General features: G+C 71.3%; 11 protein-coding genes and 2 pseudogenes. 7 read left to right on the forward strand and 6 right to left on the reverse strand.

The annotated features are described in order from the left end of the window. The coding region (locus tag ACGFNN_RS29785; protein ID WP_393560529.1) for a S8 family serine peptidase at positions 1 to 1,403 on the reverse strand (1,403 nt) is incomplete at its 3' end. A gap of 405 nt (positions 1,404 to 1,808) precedes the next feature. Between ACGFNN_RS29785 and ACGFNN_RS29790 the strand changes: the two genes are divergently transcribed. Together ACGFNN_RS29790 and ACGFNN_RS29795 are read left to right on the forward strand one after the other, a co-directional pair. Further along, the gene (locus ACGFNN_RS29790; protein WP_393560531.1) at positions 1,809 to 5,561 is read left to right on the forward strand and encodes a S8 family serine peptidase; all 3,753 of its coding nucleotides are present in this window, start codon (positions 1,809 to 1,811) and stop codon (positions 5,559 to 5,561) included. 364 nt (positions 5,562 to 5,925) lie between these two features. After that, positions 5,926 to 6,924 carry a TrmB family transcriptional regulator gene (locus tag ACGFNN_RS29795; protein WP_393560533.1) on the forward strand — a complete coding sequence of 333 codons (999 nt, stop codon included), beginning with the start codon at positions 5,926 to 5,928 and terminating at the stop codon, positions 6,922 to 6,924. 219 nt (positions 6,925 to 7,143) lie between these two features. Here the strand turns inward: ACGFNN_RS29795 and ACGFNN_RS29800 are convergent, their stop codons facing one another. The 4 genes from ACGFNN_RS29800 to ACGFNN_RS29815 all read right to left on the reverse strand — a co-directional run bounded on the left by ACGFNN_RS29800 (position 7,144) and on the right by ACGFNN_RS29815 (position 9,869). Further along, complete coding sequence (locus tag ACGFNN_RS29800; protein ID WP_393560535.1) at positions 7,144 to 8,178, reverse strand: zinc-dependent alcohol dehydrogenase family protein; 1,035 nt, start codon at positions 8,176 to 8,178, stop codon at positions 7,144 to 7,146. Between the two features lie 110 nt (positions 8,179 to 8,288). After that, the gene (locus tag ACGFNN_RS29805) at positions 8,289 to 9,173 is read right to left on the reverse strand and encodes an aldo/keto reductase (RefSeq protein ID WP_393560536.1); all 885 of its coding nucleotides are present in this window, start codon (positions 9,171 to 9,173) and stop codon (positions 8,289 to 8,291) included. Then, complete coding sequence (locus ACGFNN_RS29810; RefSeq protein WP_393560537.1) at positions 9,173 to 9,598, reverse strand: hypothetical protein; 426 nt, start codon at positions 9,596 to 9,598, stop codon at positions 9,173 to 9,175. Before ACGFNN_RS29810 ends, ACGFNN_RS29805 begins: the two co-directional genes overlap by 1 nt. 121 nt (positions 9,599 to 9,719) lie before the next feature. Next, positions 9,720 to 9,869, reverse strand: coding sequence for a hypothetical protein (locus ACGFNN_RS29815; RefSeq protein ID WP_393560538.1), 150 nt, complete (start codon positions 9,867 to 9,869; stop codon positions 9,720 to 9,722). A 293-nt stretch (positions 9,870 to 10,162) separates the two neighbouring features. Between ACGFNN_RS29815 and ACGFNN_RS29820 the strand changes: the two genes are divergently transcribed. The 4 genes from ACGFNN_RS29820 (at position 10,163) to ACGFNN_RS29835 (ending at position 14,234) form a co-directional block, all read left to right on the forward strand. Beyond that, positions 10,163 to 11,059, forward strand: coding sequence for a helix-turn-helix domain-containing protein (locus ACGFNN_RS29820; RefSeq protein ID WP_393560540.1), 897 nt, complete (start codon positions 10,163 to 10,165; stop codon positions 11,057 to 11,059). Between the two features lie 28 nt (positions 11,060 to 11,087). Continuing rightward, entirely contained in the window at positions 11,088 to 12,107 is a 1,020-nt protein-coding gene (locus ACGFNN_RS29825; RefSeq protein WP_393560542.1) for an aldo/keto reductase, read from the forward strand. Between the two features lie 157 nt (positions 12,108 to 12,264). Continuing rightward, positions 12,265 to 13,329 carry a DMT family transporter gene (locus ACGFNN_RS29830; protein WP_393560544.1) on the forward strand — a complete coding sequence of 355 codons (1,065 nt, stop codon included), beginning with the start codon at positions 12,265 to 12,267 and terminating at the stop codon, positions 13,327 to 13,329. Beyond that, complete coding sequence (locus tag ACGFNN_RS29835) at positions 13,308 to 14,234, forward strand: LysR substrate-binding domain-containing protein (protein WP_393560546.1); 927 nt, start codon at positions 13,308 to 13,310, stop codon at positions 14,232 to 14,234. Before ACGFNN_RS29830 ends, ACGFNN_RS29835 begins: the two co-directional genes overlap by 22 nt. Positions 14,235 to 14,314: 80 nt before the next feature. Here the strand turns inward: ACGFNN_RS29835 and ACGFNN_RS29840 are convergent. Continuing rightward, positions 14,315 to 14,689 (reverse strand): annotated as a pseudogene (locus ACGFNN_RS29840) (ricin-type beta-trefoil lectin domain protein); the annotation flags it as partial. 1 nt (position 14,690) lies between these two features. On the opposite strand from ACGFNN_RS29840, the pseudogene ACGFNN_RS29845 reads away from it, so the two are divergent. Then, positions 14,691 to 15,719, forward strand: a pseudogene (locus tag ACGFNN_RS29845) (non-reducing end alpha-L-arabinofuranosidase family hydrolase); the annotation flags it as partial. Positions 15,720 to 16,329 lie beyond the last annotated feature (610 nt).

Below are 16,329 nucleotides of genomic sequence, written 5' to 3' on the forward strand. Positions count from 1 at the left end.
AGGTTGACGACGTCGACGCCCTTGTTGACCACGGCGTCGATCATGCCTTCGGCCAGGGCGTAGGAGGTGCAGCCCGAAGCGAAGAGGCAGACCCGTTCGGAGACGATCCGCGCACCCGGTGCGGCGCCGTCCATCTTCCCGCCGAACATGCCGTGCCCCGCGGTGATACCGGCGACGTGGGTGGCGTGCGCGCCCGCGACGATACCGATGTTCACGAAGTCGGCGGTCTTCCCGACACTGCTCCCACCGCGCGCGGACAGGTCCACGTCGTCCCGGTACTCGACCGTGAACGGCATCGACTCGGCGACCGCCGTCTCCGGGTCGTCGGTGCCGAAGGTGCCCCAGGTGCCGCTCTTCGCGTACGGCTCGACGACGTCCTCGTCACCGAAGGCGTGGTCCAGGTCGGCGTCGACCCAGATCCGGTGGTCGGACGGCCGGTAGAGGACCGCGAACCGGTCCTTGTAGTCGCCGTCCCTGTTGACGTCGCCCCCGAGCTCCCCGCCCCAGGTCGAGTCCTCGTCGAAGATCTGGAACTCGTAAGAGCCGTCGGGCGCCCGGTAGTCGACGCCCCCGTTGCGGAAGGTTCCGTTCACGGCGGAGACGTTCAGCCGCATCTCCAGCCAGGTCGGGTCGGCGTCGGCGACCGGATCGGTGGCCGTCACCCAGTCCTGGATCTTCGGCTTGCCGTCCGTGGTGGTCCGCAGGGCCGGGTGGGAGGCGTCGACACCGGTGTCCAGGATGCCGACCGTGACACCCCGCCCGTCCCACGAGGGGTGCTCGGCGGTGAATCCGGTGGCGCCGGTCTCCGCGACGGGCAGGTACGGGTTGTCGGCCGGAGTGCCCTTGCCCGGCGCGGCGGGGGAGCCCGTCCTGCTCACCTTCTCGTTGTCGGCGGCGGTGACCGGCGACGGATCGGGGATCCTGTACGTCTCGTTCAGGTCCACGGCACGTACCGAGGCGAGTCCGGCGAGTGCGGCGACCTTCCCGGTGGGCACGGTCGCGCGGACGTAGCCGAGCTCGTCGTCCGCCTTCCCGACGTGGCCGCCGACGTCCGCGATCTTCGCGCGCAGCGTCTTCGTGTCGCCCTCACCGGTGGCGAGCATCACGGTGACGGTGCTCTTCTTGCTGCTCTCGGCCTTCTGCAGCAGCGTCCGGTCGTGGGAGCCGAGCTTGTCCTTCGCGGGCGTGAGCGCCTTCTTCGGGGAGTCGGGCACGGATGCGCCCAACGGGCGCGGCACATCTGCTGCCTGGGCGGGCAGGGCCGACAGGCTCAGGAGTGAGCCTGTCAGGCCGACCGCGAGGACGGCGGCGGTGTACCGCCGTCTGCGGCGGGGGGCGGAGCGTGGCATGGGTGCCCTTTCGGATGTCAGGTCCACGGCGGGAGCCGGGACTTCGGCGGTCACGCGAACGACCTCCGCGGGATTGCCGGGAGGTCGTGGTCACCGGTCTACCGAGTGGGGCGCCGCCCCATACCCGGGATTCGTGGCGGATGCATGACAGGCGTCAACTCGCCACGTGTGTGCGGTGATCCGAGCCGCGTCCGGTCCTGCTGCCGATGGACGACACCGGCCCGCGCGTCCGCGGACCGGCGGCGAACGAACCCCGTGCCCGCCCGGCGCAGAGCGGGCGCTGCCTCTCCCCAGTCAGGCGTCATCGTCCGTCCGGCCGACGGTGGCGCACCCGGGGGCGCCGCGCGGCTGGCGGATGTGCGCCAGGACGCCATTCGCCACCTCCGATTCCCCCTTTCGGCAAGGGAATTGATGAGGCTGTTGCCCGCCGGAACCTCTCTCTCCACCCGGAGGACACCTGTGAGACGCAGCAGATCATGGCGGCCGGCGGCCGCCGGCCTCGCGGCCGTCGCCCTGCTGGGCGTCGGTATCCCCGCGGCTACCGCCGACGACGGGGCGGACGCCACCCCAGCAACCTCCGCGCCTGACCGGGCGTCCACGGGCCGGTCGGTCAGCGTCACGCTGATCACCGGTGACATCGTCGACGCCCGCGTCGACGCCGACGGCCGGGTCCTGTCGGCGGCCCCCCGCACTGCCGACGGCACCGATTACCCCGCCGCCGTCTGGCAGGACGGCACGCGCACCTACGTGTTCCCCGAGGGCACCGAGAGGCTCGTCGACGCGGGCACGGTCGACGCCGCGCTGTTCGACATCGGCAGGCTCGTGGCCGACGGATACGACGACGCGCACACCGACACGCTCCCCGTCGTCGTGGCGTACGAGGACGGGCGCAGGCCCCGCGGCGCCACCCCGGGTACCACGACCACCGCGAGCCTCGAATCCATCGGCGGCGCCGGCCTCTCCGTCGCCAAGTCCTCCGCCGCCGACGCGTGGAAGGACCTCGCCCCCCGCGACGGACGGTCCAGGGCCGCGGGCGGCATCCGCAAGATCTGGCTGGACGCCAAGGTGCGCGGCACGGCCGCCCCTGCCCTCGGCACCCCGACCGTCCCGCTCACCGGCGCCACCCGCGCGCACAGCGCCGGGCTCGACGGCTCCGGAGTGAAGGTCGCCGTACTGGACACCGGCGCCGACGCCGGACACCCCGATCTGGCCGGCCGGATCGTTGCGAGCAAGGTCTTCGTCAACGGAGCCGACGGCGAGGACCGCACCGGCCACGGCACGCACACCGCCTCGACCGTCGCCGGCACCGGCGCCGCCTCCGACGGCCGCTACGCCGGCATGGCACCCGGGGCATCCCTGCTCATCGGCAAGGTGCTCGGAGACAACGGATCGGGCAGCATCAGCGGAATCGTCAGCGGCATGGAGTGGGCGGTCGATCAGGGCGCCGACATCGTCTCCATGTCCCTGGGCGCGGACGGCGCCACCAGTTGCGGTGGCCCGGACGTCGAAGCGGTGCAGAAGCTCGGCGACGAGGCTCTGTTCGTCATAGCGGCGGGGAACGCCTCGCTGCGCGGCACCGTGTCCACACCCGGCTGCGCGCCGAAGGCGCTCACGGTCGGTGCCGTCGACCGCAAGGACGGCACGGCGTCGTTCTCCAGCCGCGGTCCGTCCGTGGACGGCAGGAGCGCGAAGCCCGACATCGCGTCGCAGGGCGTCGACGTGGTCGCCGCGAGGTCCGGCGGCCGCGGCGAGCTGGCCTACCAGTCGATGTCCGGTACCTCGATGGCCACCCCGCACGTCGCGGGCGGCGCCGCGTTGCTCCTCCAGCAGCACCCCGGGCTCACCCCGGCCCGCCTCAAGGGCCTGCTGACCACCTCCGCGGCGAGCACCGGTGCGCCCGTCCTGGACCAGGGCTCCGGCCCGCTCGACGTCGCGCGGGCGGTCACCCAGCCGGTGGTCGCCGAACCCGCCTCGCTGCTGGGTGACTTCGCGTACCCGCAGGCCGCTCTCGACGCCGTCGAGAAGCCGGTCACGCTGACCAACATCACGGACAGGCCCGTCACCCTGGCCCTGACCGTGCGGGACGTGCGCGGTGACGACGGCTCCCGGCTGGCCGGCTTCGCGAGGGCGGCCCGGCGCATCGTCACCGTCCCCGCGAACGGCACGGCCGACGTCCCGGTCCGGATCACCCCGTCCGCCCGCCTCGACTCCGGTGACTACGGCACGGTCACCGGGCGCCTCGTCGGCACCGGCGCCCACGGCACCCGCGTCACCGTCCCGTTCGGCGTGCACATGGAGGAGCCGTCCGCCGACCTCACCGTCAAGGGCCTCGACCGGCACGGAGACCCGGCGGCCACCCCGTCGACGTTCCAGCTGTACGACGACCACCGGGACACCGCGAAGCGGTACATCCTCGGCTATCCGGACGCGGGCAGCACCACGATCCGGGTGCCTCTGGGCACGTACGCCCTCGGCGGCGTGATCATGACGCGTGACGCGAAGGGCGGCGTCGGCCTGGTCGCCTCCCTCTCCCAGCTGTACGACCCCGAGGTGAAGGTCTCCGGCGACACCGTCGTCACGCTCGACGCACGGGACGCCCAGCCGGTGGGCTGGGACACCGACCGGCCCAGCCGGCCGGCCGGCTTCGCGCTCGGCACGACCTTCGGCATCGACGAGAGCAGGAAGCTACTGGCGGGCTACGTCACGGCGGTGCCGTCCTACACGCAGCGGGTGTACGCCCAGCGGGTCTCGGGCGACGACCGGCTCACCTTCCTCGCGTCGGCACGCCAGGTCGCCCCGCTCGCGGTGCTGAAGTCGTCCGAGGGCCGGGTCCTCGACTCGCTGCCGCTGCAGACGGCCACCGAGTTCGACGGGAAGGGATCGGCCGAGGTCGTCGCCGTGGGCAAGGGTACGGACGAGAACTTCGCCGCCCACGACCTGACGGGCAGGATCGCCCTGGTCGACGCGGGCGTCGCGGGAGGCAACGGCTACGGATGGGCGAAGGCGGCCGAGAAGGCGGGAGCCGTCGGTGTACTCGCGGCGGTCCCCGACACCGAGGGCAGGTTCCAGATGTCCGGTCCTGAGGGCGTGCCGCAGGCCACCATCACCTGGGCCGACTCGCTGGCGCTCAAGGCGCTGGCCGAGCAGGGCACGGCCACCGTGAGCTGGTCCGGAACCGAGAGGGCGAAGAGCCCCTACGTCTACAACCTGGCGTCCGTCACGCACGGCGCGATCCGGCCGGGCACCGAACGGGTCCGCGACTCCGGCCTCGCCGTGCGCGACGCCCGGTACCACGTGCAGGGCGCCACCGACGCGACCTACTGGTCCGACGTCCAGCTGGGGCTGCCCGGCATGTCGTCGGTCTGGGCCGGCGGCACCACGCTGGCACTGCGCGCGCCGCGGACCCGCACCGAGTTCTTCACCCCGGCCGGCCGGGACGGCCTGACCTGGACGACGCTGATGCGGCGGAACCTCGGACCGAACGGTGGCACCGCCTACGACGGACCGCACACGGTCGACAGGGGCCGGGCGACGGCCGACTGGTACAAGTCGCCCTACGGCCCGGTCCTCAACACCTACGCCAAGCCGCTGATGACCCGGGACAGCAACCGGCTCTCGTACGCCCTCGCACCGGTCGGCGACGCGGGCGGCCACGACTCGACGATGGACCAGAGGGACTCAAGCGCCCGGCAGCTCCTCGTGAACGGGGTGGCGGCCGTCCCCACCGCCGGTCTGGTCACGCTGCCGCAGGAGAAGGCGGAGATCACGTTCCGCCAGGCGTGGAAGCGCCCCGCCTCGGCCACCGCCCGCACCGGACTGGCCTACAGCACGGAATGGACGTTCTCGTCGAGCGCCGCCGACCAGGGCGCTCAGCGCCTGCTCGTCCCCGTCGTCGACGTGCCCAGCGACCTGCGCAACAGCCGGCCGGCCGGTGTGACGACCACGATCGGGATCGGCGCGGTGATCGACGGCGCCGGCGGCCCTGTCTCCCTGGCCGGTGCGACGCTCGAGTACGCCTACGGCGACGAGAGCGCCGCCGAGTCGGTCTCCGACTGGCAACCGGCCCGGCCGGCGCGCGCGGACGGCACCTGGCGGGCGACACTCCCGGCGGACGCGCCCGCGGGCGCCTTCGTGCACCTGCGAGTGACCCTTCGCGACGGTCACGGGGCCGGGGTGACCCAGACCCTGGTCCGCGCCTACGAGGTGCGCTGAGCACCTGCCTCCGGGCCCAGGATCACGGACGGAACGGTCCCGGATCACCGCGTCGCGGCCTCCGCCACGGCGCCCGTGACACCGTGACCGACCCGACCGAAGGGGTCTTGCGCCCTGCCGCGGGGCCCGGCACACCGGGTCCCGCGGCAGGGATTCCGGGCCCTTCGGGGCCGCCGGTGGCCCGGCGCCCGTCGGGCCCGGATGCCGGCGGTCCGCCCGGTCGCACGGCTCTCCGGTACCCCAGCTGTTCCGTATCGGTGCCGGGGGTGCTTGCGCCGGTCTCACGACACTGCGCCAAACTGTGGCCTCCGGCACCGCGGTGGTCGCGGAAGCGGAAGAGGAAGCGGAGGGAGACGAGAGGGCCATGCTGCGATCCATCGGTCTGCCGCAGGACGAGGAGCGGGTGTACCGGGTACTGGTACGGCTGCGCAGTGCGACGGTTCCCGAGGTGGCCCACCACCTGGACCTGGACACGCGGGCTGTCGGCCGGCTGATCGGCAGCCTGGAGAGCGGCGGCATGGTGTCACGTGATGTCGGACGGGACGGCGCCTACGTGGTGGCACCGCCACGGCTGGCCTTCGGCCCCGCACTCGCCGCGGGACGTCATGCCCTGGAACAGGCGGAGTCCACGGTGGCGGCTCTCGCGGACGAGTACCGCCGGGGCGCGGCCGGACAGGAACGGGCGGGGCTGCTGGAGGTGGTGACCGGCGCCGAGGCGATCCGGCACCGGTTCGAGCAGATCCAGTACAGCGCCCAGCGGGAGCTGCACGCCCTCGTCACGGTGGACCCGGCGGTGGTGCGGGAGGACGAGCACGAGGCCGAGGAGCAGGCCACCGGTCGCGGGGTCCGGTACCGGGTGGTCCTGGAACAGGCCGCTCTCGACCGGCCTTCGACCACGGCGGAGCTCTCCGCGGCACTGGGGCGCACCCAGTTGGTACGCGTCGTCGAGCGGGTTCCGTGCAAGCTGGTCGTGGCCGACCGGGCCACTGCGTTGATGCCTTTGCTGCGCCGGGATTCAGGTCCGGGCGACGAGGAGCCGACCTCGGTCGTGGTGCGTGCTCCGGGTGTCGTGGAGGCGCTGCTCAACCTCTTCGAGGCGGTCTGGAACTCGGCCCGTCCACTGCTGCTGTCGGCATCGGGCGAAGTGGAGGCGGAGCCGCAGACGGAGGGCCCGGACGACACCGACCTCCTCCTGCTGTCCCTGATGCTCACCGGGCTGACCGACCGTGCGGTAGCGGCCCGCCTGGGACTGGGACTGCGCACGGTCCAGCGTCGGCTGCAGAGGCTGATGGAGGTCGCCGAGGTCTCCACCCGGATGCAGCTCGGCTGGCATGCCTTCGAACGGGGATGGGTGCGCCGTTGACCCTGCACACCTCGGGACGGCAGAGGCCCTGACCGGTAGCCGCCGGAGCCACAGGCCCGATGGGCACACACATACGTCCGAGGGCCACGGAGGCCGGTCGCCGTCGCGGTGACAGCCGTCGCCGCGCCCGCCGCGAGGCCGGTGACGGCGAGCGTGGAGACGTGGCCCGGGAAGAGGCGCTCGTGGGCGGCCGCAGCCGTGGCGTCGGGCTTGCGGCGGTCACGGGCGCACCAGCGTCTTCAGAGCCTCGCGGTCGTTCATGGCGCGGTAGCCGTCGGCGATGTCCTCCAGCGAGACCGTGCGGTCGAAGACGCGGCCGGGCCGGATCGAGCCGTCGAGGATGTGTGGCATCAGCTCCTCGATGTAGGCGCGGGCCGGGGCCACGCCGCCGGTGAGGGTGATGTTGCGCATGAAGTCGGCGAACCCGAAGGGCACGTCGGTGAACTGCGGCGCGCCGACCCGGCTGACGGTGCCGCCGTCGCGGACCACGCCGAAGCCCGTCACGACGGCCTCCTTCAGGCCGACGCATTCGAGGACCTTGCGGGTGCCCTCGCCGCCGGTCAGTTCGCGGACCCGGGCGACGCCCTCGTCACCGCGTGCGGCGACCACGTCGGTCGCGCCGAACTCGCGGCCGAGATCGGTGCGGGCCTGGTGGCGGCCCATGAGGATGATCTGTTCGGCGCCGAGCAGCCTGGCGGAGATCACGGCGGACAGGCCGACGGCGCCGTCCCCGATGACGGTGACGGTGTCGCCCCTGCCCACGCCTGCGGTACGGGCGGCGTGGTAGCCCGTGCAGAGCACGTCGGAGAGCGTGAGCAGGTCGGGGAGCAGTTCGGAGTCTTCGGCCACGGGCAGTTTCACCAGCGTGCCGTCGGCCTGGGGTACGCGGGCGGCCTGGCCCTGGCCGCCGTCGACGCCGTTCACGCCCCACTGCCCGCCGTGCGGGCAAGAGGTCTGCAGGCCCTCGCGGCAGTAGGCACAGGTGTTGTCGGCCCAGACGAACGGGGCGACGACGACGTCTCCTCGCTGGAGGCCACGTACGTCGGCTCCGGTCTCCTCGACGACGCCGAGGAACTCGTGGCCCATATGGCGTGGGTTGTCGGTGGGCTCCAGCGACTTGTAGGGCCACAGGTCGCTGCCGCAGACGCAGGACAGCACGATGCGGACGACGGCGTCGGTGGGCTGCTGGATCTTCGGGTCGGCGACGTCCTCGACGCGGACGTCGCCGGCGGCGTGCATCAGGGTGGCGCGCACGGTGGGGGCTCCTTCAGGGGCTTGGATGTGGGTTCAGCGTGGTTCGAGGCGCGGGGTGGAGGCGCGGGCCCGGTCGGTCAGGACGTGGCGGCTGGGCGCGTCGACGGAGGTCAGGCTTCGGGGATCGTCCGGCCGAAGTCGGCGAGCGTGACGGCCTCGGGTTCGGGGCCGCCGCGGCGTCCGGTCTCCAGGGCGTCCAAGGCGGCCAGTTCGCCGGCGGTGAGCTCGAAGTCGAAGACGTCGATGTTCTCGGCGATGCGGTGGCGCTTGGTGGACTTCGGGATGACCGAGCGGCCCTGCTGGAGGCCCCAGCGCAGGAGCACCTGCGCGGGGCTCTTGCCGTGGGCCTCGGCGATGCGGGTGACGGCCGGGTCCTCCAGGACGCTGCGGCGGTTGTCGCCGTAGCCCGGGTAGAAGGTGATGCCGCCGATGGGGGACCAGGCCTGGTCGAGGATGCCGTGGGCGTCGTCGAAGTCGAGGACGGCGCGCTGCTGGAAGTAGGGGTGGATCTCCAGCTGGTTGACGGCCGGGACGACGTCGGTGGCGTCGAGCAGCCGGGTGAGGTGGTCGACCATGAAGTTGCTGACGCCGATGGCCCGGACCTTGCCGTCGGCCAGGAGCTTCTCCAGGGCGCGGTAGGCGGCGAGGGTCCTGTCGAAGTCGGACGGCAGGGCCTGGTGCAGGATCAGCAGGTCGATACGGTCGAGCCCGAGCTTGGCCGCGCTCTTGTCGAAACCGTGCAGGGTCTCGTCGTAGCCGTAGTCGCTGATCCAGATCTTCGTCTCGACGAAGATGTCGTCGCGGGGCACGCCGGAGTCGCGGATGGCTCGGCCGACCTCGCGTTCGTTTCCGTAGGCGGCGGCGGTGTCGATGTGGCGATAGCCGAGGTCGAGGGCGTCCCTCACCGCGGCGATGGTCTCGTCGGGCGGGGTCTGGAAGACGCCGAGCCCGAGGGCGGGCATCTCGACGCCGTTGCTGAGCGTGAGGGTCTGCATCAGAGTGACCTTTCGGTTCGGGTTGCCCGTGCGGGCACGATGAGGGCCAGGACCGTGGCGGCCGCCGGGGCGAGGAGGACGGCTGAGTCGGTCAGCGCGGCTCCGGAGCGGGCCGCGATGTCGGCCGGTGAGTGGTCGGTGGAGGCGGTGGCGGCGACGGCGGCCAGCAGGCTCGGGGCAAGGGCGCTGCCGATCTGGTGGACGGTGCCGCCGAGGCCGGAGGCGGCTGAGGGGTTGACGCCGTCGATGCCGCCGGAGGTCAGCGGTGCCGACGTCAGACCTCGCCCTGCTCCGATGAGCGCCATGGTCAGCATGACCATGAAGTAGCTGACGCAGATGATCACGAGGATCAGCGTCGGGGGAGCCGGCGGACTGCACGGCCGCCTTGCCGCGGGCGTCGACGTGAGCTGAGCGGCGGTGGTCATGACATCACCTGCCCCATCGTCAGCCCCTCGTCACCGGCGGTAGCGATCGCACGCCGCTCCGTCGCTGCAGCCGCACTCCCACGTGCGGCGGCGGCCTTCGCCTTTCTCGCATGCTGCCTGTTCACGGCCTGACCAGCACCTTCAGAGCGTCCTCCGACGGGCAGCCTGGCCAGGGTGCCGTCGGCAAGCAGCACTCGGGCTGCCCCGTGGTCGGGTCGGCCACGTCCTCGACGTGGAGGTCGCCTGCTTCGTACATGAGCGCTGCGCGCACGGTGCTCCCTCGGATCGGTGAGGACTGAGGTCAGGACCGACTGAGGTCAGGACCCGCTTCCGCGGTGTCCGGTCCTCGGTCCCGTCCCAGGGAACATCGCGTGGCCCCTCGGGTGGGAGTCACTGCTCTTCCAGGTACTGGCAGTACCTCGCAGGCCCTCCCGGGCCGTCCTACGGTGGAGAGGCCGGCACAAGATTCACGCCGATCCGAGGAGTTCCCCGTGCCACTGCCGTCCGCCGCGACCGCCGCCCGTCCCGCTCCGTGCCGTACGGCGCTCCGCCTGGAGAGCGACCATGGCTGGTCCTGACAAGAAGAGCGTGGCCGGGGAGGTGCGCGAGTTCCTGAGCACCCGCCGGGCCCGGATCACCCCGGAGCAGGCAGGGCTGCCCGTCTACGGCGGCAACCGCCGGGTCGCGGGGCTGCGCCGCGAGGAGGTCGCCCTGCTCGCGGGCATGAGCGTGGACTACTACGTCCGGCTGGAGCGCGGCAACCTCAGCGGCGCCTCCGACTCCGTCCTCGATGCACTCGCGCACGCCTTGCAGCTGAACGAGGCCGAACGCACCCACCTGTACGACCTCGCCCGCGCCTCCACCCCGGCCGGCAGGAGGCCGACCGTGACCTCCTCACGGGTACGGCCCACGATCCTGCGGATGCTCGACTCGATGACCGACGTCCCGGCGTTCGTCCGCAACGCGCGCTTCGACGTCGTGGCCGCCAACGCGCTCGGCCGTGCGCTGTACGCGCCGCTCTTCGACTCCCCGCTGTTCGCGCAGCGCGGGCCGGTCAACAGCGCCCGCTTCCTGTTCCTGGACCCCGCGGCCCAGGACTTCTGGGTCGACTGGGACAAGGGCGCCGACGACGCCGTCGCCTTCCTGCGCACCGAGACCGGCCGGGCGCCGCACGACAAGGCGCTCACCGATCTGGTCGGGGAGCTGACGACCCGCAGCAACGAGTTCGCCCGCAGGTGGGCCCGGCACGACGTGAAGTTCCACCGCTCCGGCCTGAAGAACTTCCACCACCCGCTCGTCGGTGACCTCGCGCTGCCGTACGAGGCGCTGGACCTCCCCTCCGACCCGGGCCTGCGCCTCAACTTCTACACACCCGAGCCGGACTCCCCTGAACGCCAGGCCCTGGACCTGCTCGCCAGCTGGACGACCACCGGCACGGTCGTGCCCGCCGACACCGACTGACCTCACACGAACGAGGAGAACCCACCGCATGCAGTACCGACCGCTCGGCCGCACCGGCGTCCAGGTCAGCCCGCTCTGCCTCGGCGCGATGATGTTCGGCCCCTGGGGCAACGAGGACGAGGCCGACTCGATCCGGATCATCCACCGCGCCCTCGACGCGGGCATCAACTTCGTCGACACCGCCGACGTGTACTCCGCCGGCGTTTCGGAGGAAATCGTCGGCAAGGCCCTCGAGGGCCGCCGCGAGGACGTCTTCCTGGCGACGAAGTTCTTCATGCCGATGGACCAGGACGACCCCAACCAGCGGGGCGGATCCCGCCGTTGGATCATCCGGGAAGTCGAGAACTCCCTGCGCCGTCTGGGCACCGACCACATCGACCTCTACCAGGTCCACCGGCCCAGCCCCGACACCGACGTCGCCGAGACCCTCGGCGCACTCACCGACCTCGTACGCCAGGGCAAGGTCCGCTACATCGGCTCGTCCTCCTACTCCGGCTCGCAGATCGTCGAGGCCCAGTGGGCCTCGCGTGACCGGAACCTGGAGCGGTTCGTCACCGAGCAGCCCCCGTACTCGGTCCTGGTCCGCGGCATCGAGGAGGACGTGCTGCCCACCGCGCGACGGCACGGCATGGGCACCCTCACCTACAGCCCGCTCTCCGGCGGCTGGCTGTCGGGCCGCTACCGCAAGCACGCCACCGAGGGCCCGGCCTCCACCGCCCGCCCCCAGGCCCGCTTCGACATGGACACCCCCGCCAACCAGCGCAAGCTGGAGGCCGTCGAACAGCTCGCGGTCCTGGCGGAGAAGGCCGGTCTCACCCTGATCGAGCTGGCGGTCGCCTTCGTCATCAACCACCCCGGCGTCACCTCCGCGATCGTCGGTCCGCGCACCATGGAGCAGTTGGAGGCGTTCCTGCCCGCGGCCGGCATCGCCCTGTCCCCGGACGTGCTGGACGCCATCGACGAGATCGTCGCCCCCGGTGTCACCGTCAACCCGGTCGACAACAGCTACGGGGACTTCGAGCTGCGGGCCGAGCAGCGCCGACGCTGACGTCACCGGACCCGGCCGACCGGTCGAGGTGGGCCGGGCCGGGGTAGCGGTGCCGTGCTGCCGATCGTGGGCACGAAGCCCAACCATAAGTGAAGCTATTGTTTTGTCGAGAAAATGCTAAATAGATCTTTCTGACGGAAAGTGGCACGTTGGTGGGGTGAACCGCCATCCCGCCTCCCCGCGCTTCCTCGCCCTGACGGGCACCGTCGTACTGTGGGCCGCCGCCTTCCCCGCGATCCGCGTCGCGGTCGACGGGCTCGGCCTGGCCGCGCTGTCCTTCCTCCGGCTCGCCATCGCGGCAGTCGCCCTGCTGGTCATCGCTCCGTTCGCCGGCGTCCGCCTGCCCCGAGGGCGCGACCTTCCCCTCATCGTCCTGTGCGGACTGAGTGGCATGACCGCCTACCAAGTCCTGCTCAACTGGGGGGAGATCCATGTCGAGGCGGGCACTGCCAGCCTGCTCATCGCCGTGGCCCCGATGTTCAGCGTCCTGCTCGCCGGTGTCTTCCTGGCCGAGCCGCTGACCCGAAACGTCGTCGCCGGAAGCGGCATAGCCCTCGCGGGGACTGCCCTGGTCACCCTCGCCGAAGGGTTCTCGGGCTTCAGTCTCGCGTCCCTCGTCGTGCTGGCCGCCGCCGTCGTCCAAGGCGTCTACCACTTCGCCAGCAAGCCATTGCTGCGGCACTACAGCGGCCTGGAAGTGGCCACGTACGCCATGTTCTCGGGGACCGTCCTCGCGTTGCCGCTTCTGCCCGGGTCGGTCGGGGCCGTGTCGGACGCCCCGGCCGGTGCCCTGTGGGCCGTGATCTTCCTGGGGCTGCTGCCTTCGGCACTCGGCTTCGTCATCTGGGGCTACGCCGTCGCCCGCCTGTCCGTGGCCGCTTCCACCGCGGCGCTGTACCTCGTGCCTCCTGTGGCGCTGCTGGTGTCGTTCGTCTGGCTGGGTGAGACCCCGCACCCGCTCGAGTTGCTCGGAGGTGTCGTGTCCGTGGCGGGAGTGGTGCTGATCAACCGCCGCAGGACGGCAGCCTCGGGCCCGGACACACATGCCGCGGCGGCGAAGCGGGTCGCAGGCCCCGCGGCAGCCCGGCCCGCCCGTTCGACCACCGGCAACTGCGCACCACGAGCCGCTGCGGCCGGCTACCGGGGCACAACCCCACACATGACGCGCGGAGCCGAAAGCCGGCCCGGAGAGGGGACACCATGCTCGACGTCCGACGCCTGAGAATCCTGCAACACCTGGCCACCTATGGAACGGTCGCCGCCACGGCCGAGGTCCTCCATCTGACAGCCCCGGCCGTGTCCCAGCAGTTGTCCGTCCTGGAACGCGAAGCCGGGGTGCCCGTCGTCGAGAAGAGCGGGCGCACCCTGCGCCTCACGCCGGCGGGGGAGCTTCTCGTGGCGCACGCCGAGGTGATCCTGGCCGACCTCGCGGCGGCGGAGTCGGATCTTCGGGCGCTGAAGGGAGGGCACCACGGGCTGATCCGGGTGGCTGCCTTCGCCTCCGCCGCGCGGACGTTGTTCCCGGAGGTCTACCGGCTGATCGCCCAGCACGCGGACGAGCAGGCCCGCACGCTCACGGTGCAGCTCGTCGAGCAGGAGCCCGACCCTGCCATGGAAGCCCTGAAGAGACGTCAGGTCGATGTCGTCGTGGCGCACAGCTACTCCGTGGTGCCGCGCAACTTCCCCGACAACTGTCAGCAGGACGTTCTCATGGAGGACCCGGTCCTGCTGTGCCTGCCCGTCGATCAGGCGCAGCGCCTTGAACTCGCGCCCGGTCAGTCGGTGGACCTCACCCGGCTGTCGGGCGAGGCGTGGCTGACTCCAGGACCGGATACCTCCTGCTACCAGATGATCCAGCGGACCTGCGGAGTGGCGGGCTTCGTCCCCGAGGTCCGTGTCCGAAGCAGCGACTTCTCGGTACTCCTGTCGCTGGTGGCGGCCGGGGCCGGTATCGCGCTCGTTCCCCGGCTGGCCATCACGGAGCAGCAGGGGCTGAGTGTGCACCCGCTCGTCGCTCCGGTCACCCGTACCGTCTTCACGGTCGTCCGCACCGGCACCGCCCGCAGGCCGGACGTGCACACGCTGAGCGCGCTGCTGAGGCAGGCGGCCGCCACCGCGACGACGTGATCGCCGCCGCGACGTTCCGGGAGGGCCGGAGAAGCCCACACGCCGTCGTCGAAGAGCCCGTTCGTTCGTGGCGGGCCCCCTCAGGTGCGCGTCCAGCGCTGGTTGCTGCCGTTCGAGCAGGAGTAGAGCTGGATCAGGGTGCCGTTGGCCGTGCCGTTCCCGACGGAGTCGAGGCAGAGGCCGGACTGGACGCCCACGACGGATCCGTCGGAGTTCAGGCGCCACTTCTGGTTGTCGCCGCCCCAGCAGGTGTAGATCTGGACCTTGGTCCCGTTTCCGGTGCCGGCGGCGTCCAGACACTTGTCGCCGTAGACCCGGAGTTCACCGGCGTCGGTGAACGCCCACTGCTGGTTGCTGTTGCCGTTGCAGTCCCGCAGCTGGACTTGGGTGCCGTTGCTCGTGGAGGAGTTGGGCACGTCGATGCAGCGGCCTGAGCCGATGCCCTCCAGCTGCCCGTCAGGGCTGTGTCTGGACGTGAAGGACAGCGGCACGGCCAACGGTGCGGCGGTGCAGCTGTGGACGTGCAACGGCGGCAACAGCCAGATGTGGACCGGACTGACCGCCAACCCGCCGACGGGCGGCGCGTGTTCTCTCCCGTCGACCTACAGCTGGTCGTCGACGGGGGCGCTGGCGCAGCCGGCGAACGGCTGGGTCTCGCTGAAGGACTTCACCAGCGTGCCCTACAACGGGAAGCGCCTGGTCTACGGGACGAACTACGGGTCCGCCTGGGGCTCGATGGCGTTCGCGCCCTTCACGAACTGGTCCGACATGGGGTCGGCGGCGCAGACCGGGATGAATTCGTCGACGGTGGCGCCCACGTTGTTCTACTTTGCGCCCAAGAGCATCTGGGTACTGGCGTACCAGTGGGGTTCGGCGGCTTTCATGTACCGCACTTCGAGTGACCCCGCCAACCCCAACGGCTGGTCCTCCGCCCAGCCGCTGTTCACCGGGAGCATCTCCGGCTCGAACACCGGCCCCATCGACCAGACCCCGATCGGGGACGGTCAGAACATGTACCTGTTCTTCGCCGGGGACAACGGCAAGATCTACCGTTCGTCCATGCCGAAGGGGAACTTCCCCGGTAACTTCGGCTCGTCGTACACGACGGTCCTGAGTGACTCGACGAACAACCTGTTCGAGGCCGTTCAGGTCTACAAGGTCCAGGGGCAGAGCCAGTACCTCATGATCGTCGAGGCGATCGGTGCGAACGACCGTTACTTCCGCTCCTTCACGGCCTCCAGCCTGGGCGGTTCGTGGACCCCGCAGGCCACCAGCGAGAGCAACCCCTTCGCGGGCAAGGCCAACAGCGGCGCCACGTGGACGAACGACATCAGCCACGGTGACCTGGTCCGCAGCACCGCCGACGAGACCATGACGATCGACCCGTGCAACCTGCAGTTCCTCTACCAGGGCAAGGCCCCGAACTCGGGCGGCGACTACAACACCCTGCCCTACCGTCCGGGCGTACTCACCTTGAAGCGCTGACCTCACCGATTCGCGGGTGACCGTGGCGGGACGCCGTCCGCGGATGTGGGCGCGGGCGGCCGGCGACGGTGTGGAACCCATCCGCTGAGCGGCACCACCGCATCGAGGAGTCCCGGCCGAGCGATGGCCGGGACTCCTCCCGCTTCCAGGTGGTCCTGTGGATGCGCGTCGCCCGCGACGGGCGAGGTCATCTGAAGGCACGGGGGCGGACGCCGAATGGGTCACTCTCTGGGTCGGCTCCCGGGCCGACCGAGTGGCTGACCGTCGCCACGGACGCGCCGCGCGCAGTTCGAAAGTTTCGGAAGGCGGGGACGGGAGTGTCCCCCTCCCCTTACGCTCTCGTGGCGTCGCGGGTGTGCGCTCTCGTGGGATGCGCCGATGAGCAGCGGAGACGTGCTGGTCGGCATGTCCCTCGGGAAGGAAACATTTCCGAAAGACGGTCGAAACTGTTGACAGGGTCATGGCGCTCTACGAAAACTGTGGCAACCGCACGGCAGGAGACCGTCGTTCCCCCTCGCGTGATGTGCCGGGGATGACGATCGGCTGTCCCGGTCCGACGACGGGTGACCCCCGCCGTGATCCATGCAAGGTCGCGGGCCGCGGAAGCGGC

Source organism: Streptomyces sp. NPDC048590 (assembly GCF_043199535.1).
GTDB lineage: Bacteria > Actinomycetota > Actinomycetes > Streptomycetales > Streptomycetaceae > Streptomyces.

What these genes read in the sequence shown, in the direction of transcription:
- ACGFNN_RS29795 (WP_393560533.1), top strand. Translation starts at nt 5,926, where the DNA reads ATGCTGCGATCCATCGGTCTGCCGCAGGACGAGGAGCGGGTGTACCGG.
- ACGFNN_RS29805 (WP_393560536.1), bottom strand. Translation starts at nt 9,173, where the DNA reads ATGCAGACCCTCACGCTCAGCAACGGCGTCGAGATGCCCGCCCTCGGG.
- ACGFNN_RS29810 (WP_393560537.1), bottom strand. Translation starts at nt 9,598, where the DNA reads ATGACCACCGCCGCTCAGCTCACGTCGACGCCCGCGGCAAGGCGGCCG.
- ACGFNN_RS29820 (WP_393560540.1), top strand. Translation starts at nt 10,163, where the DNA reads ATGGCTGGTCCTGACAAGAAGAGCGTGGCCGGGGAGGTGCGCGAGTTC.
- ACGFNN_RS29825 (WP_393560542.1), top strand. Translation starts at nt 11,088, where the DNA reads ATGCAGTACCGACCGCTCGGCCGCACCGGCGTCCAGGTCAGCCCGCTC.
- ACGFNN_RS29835 (WP_393560546.1), top strand. Translation starts at nt 13,308, where the DNA reads ATGCTCGACGTCCGACGCCTGAGAATCCTGCAACACCTGGCCACCTAT.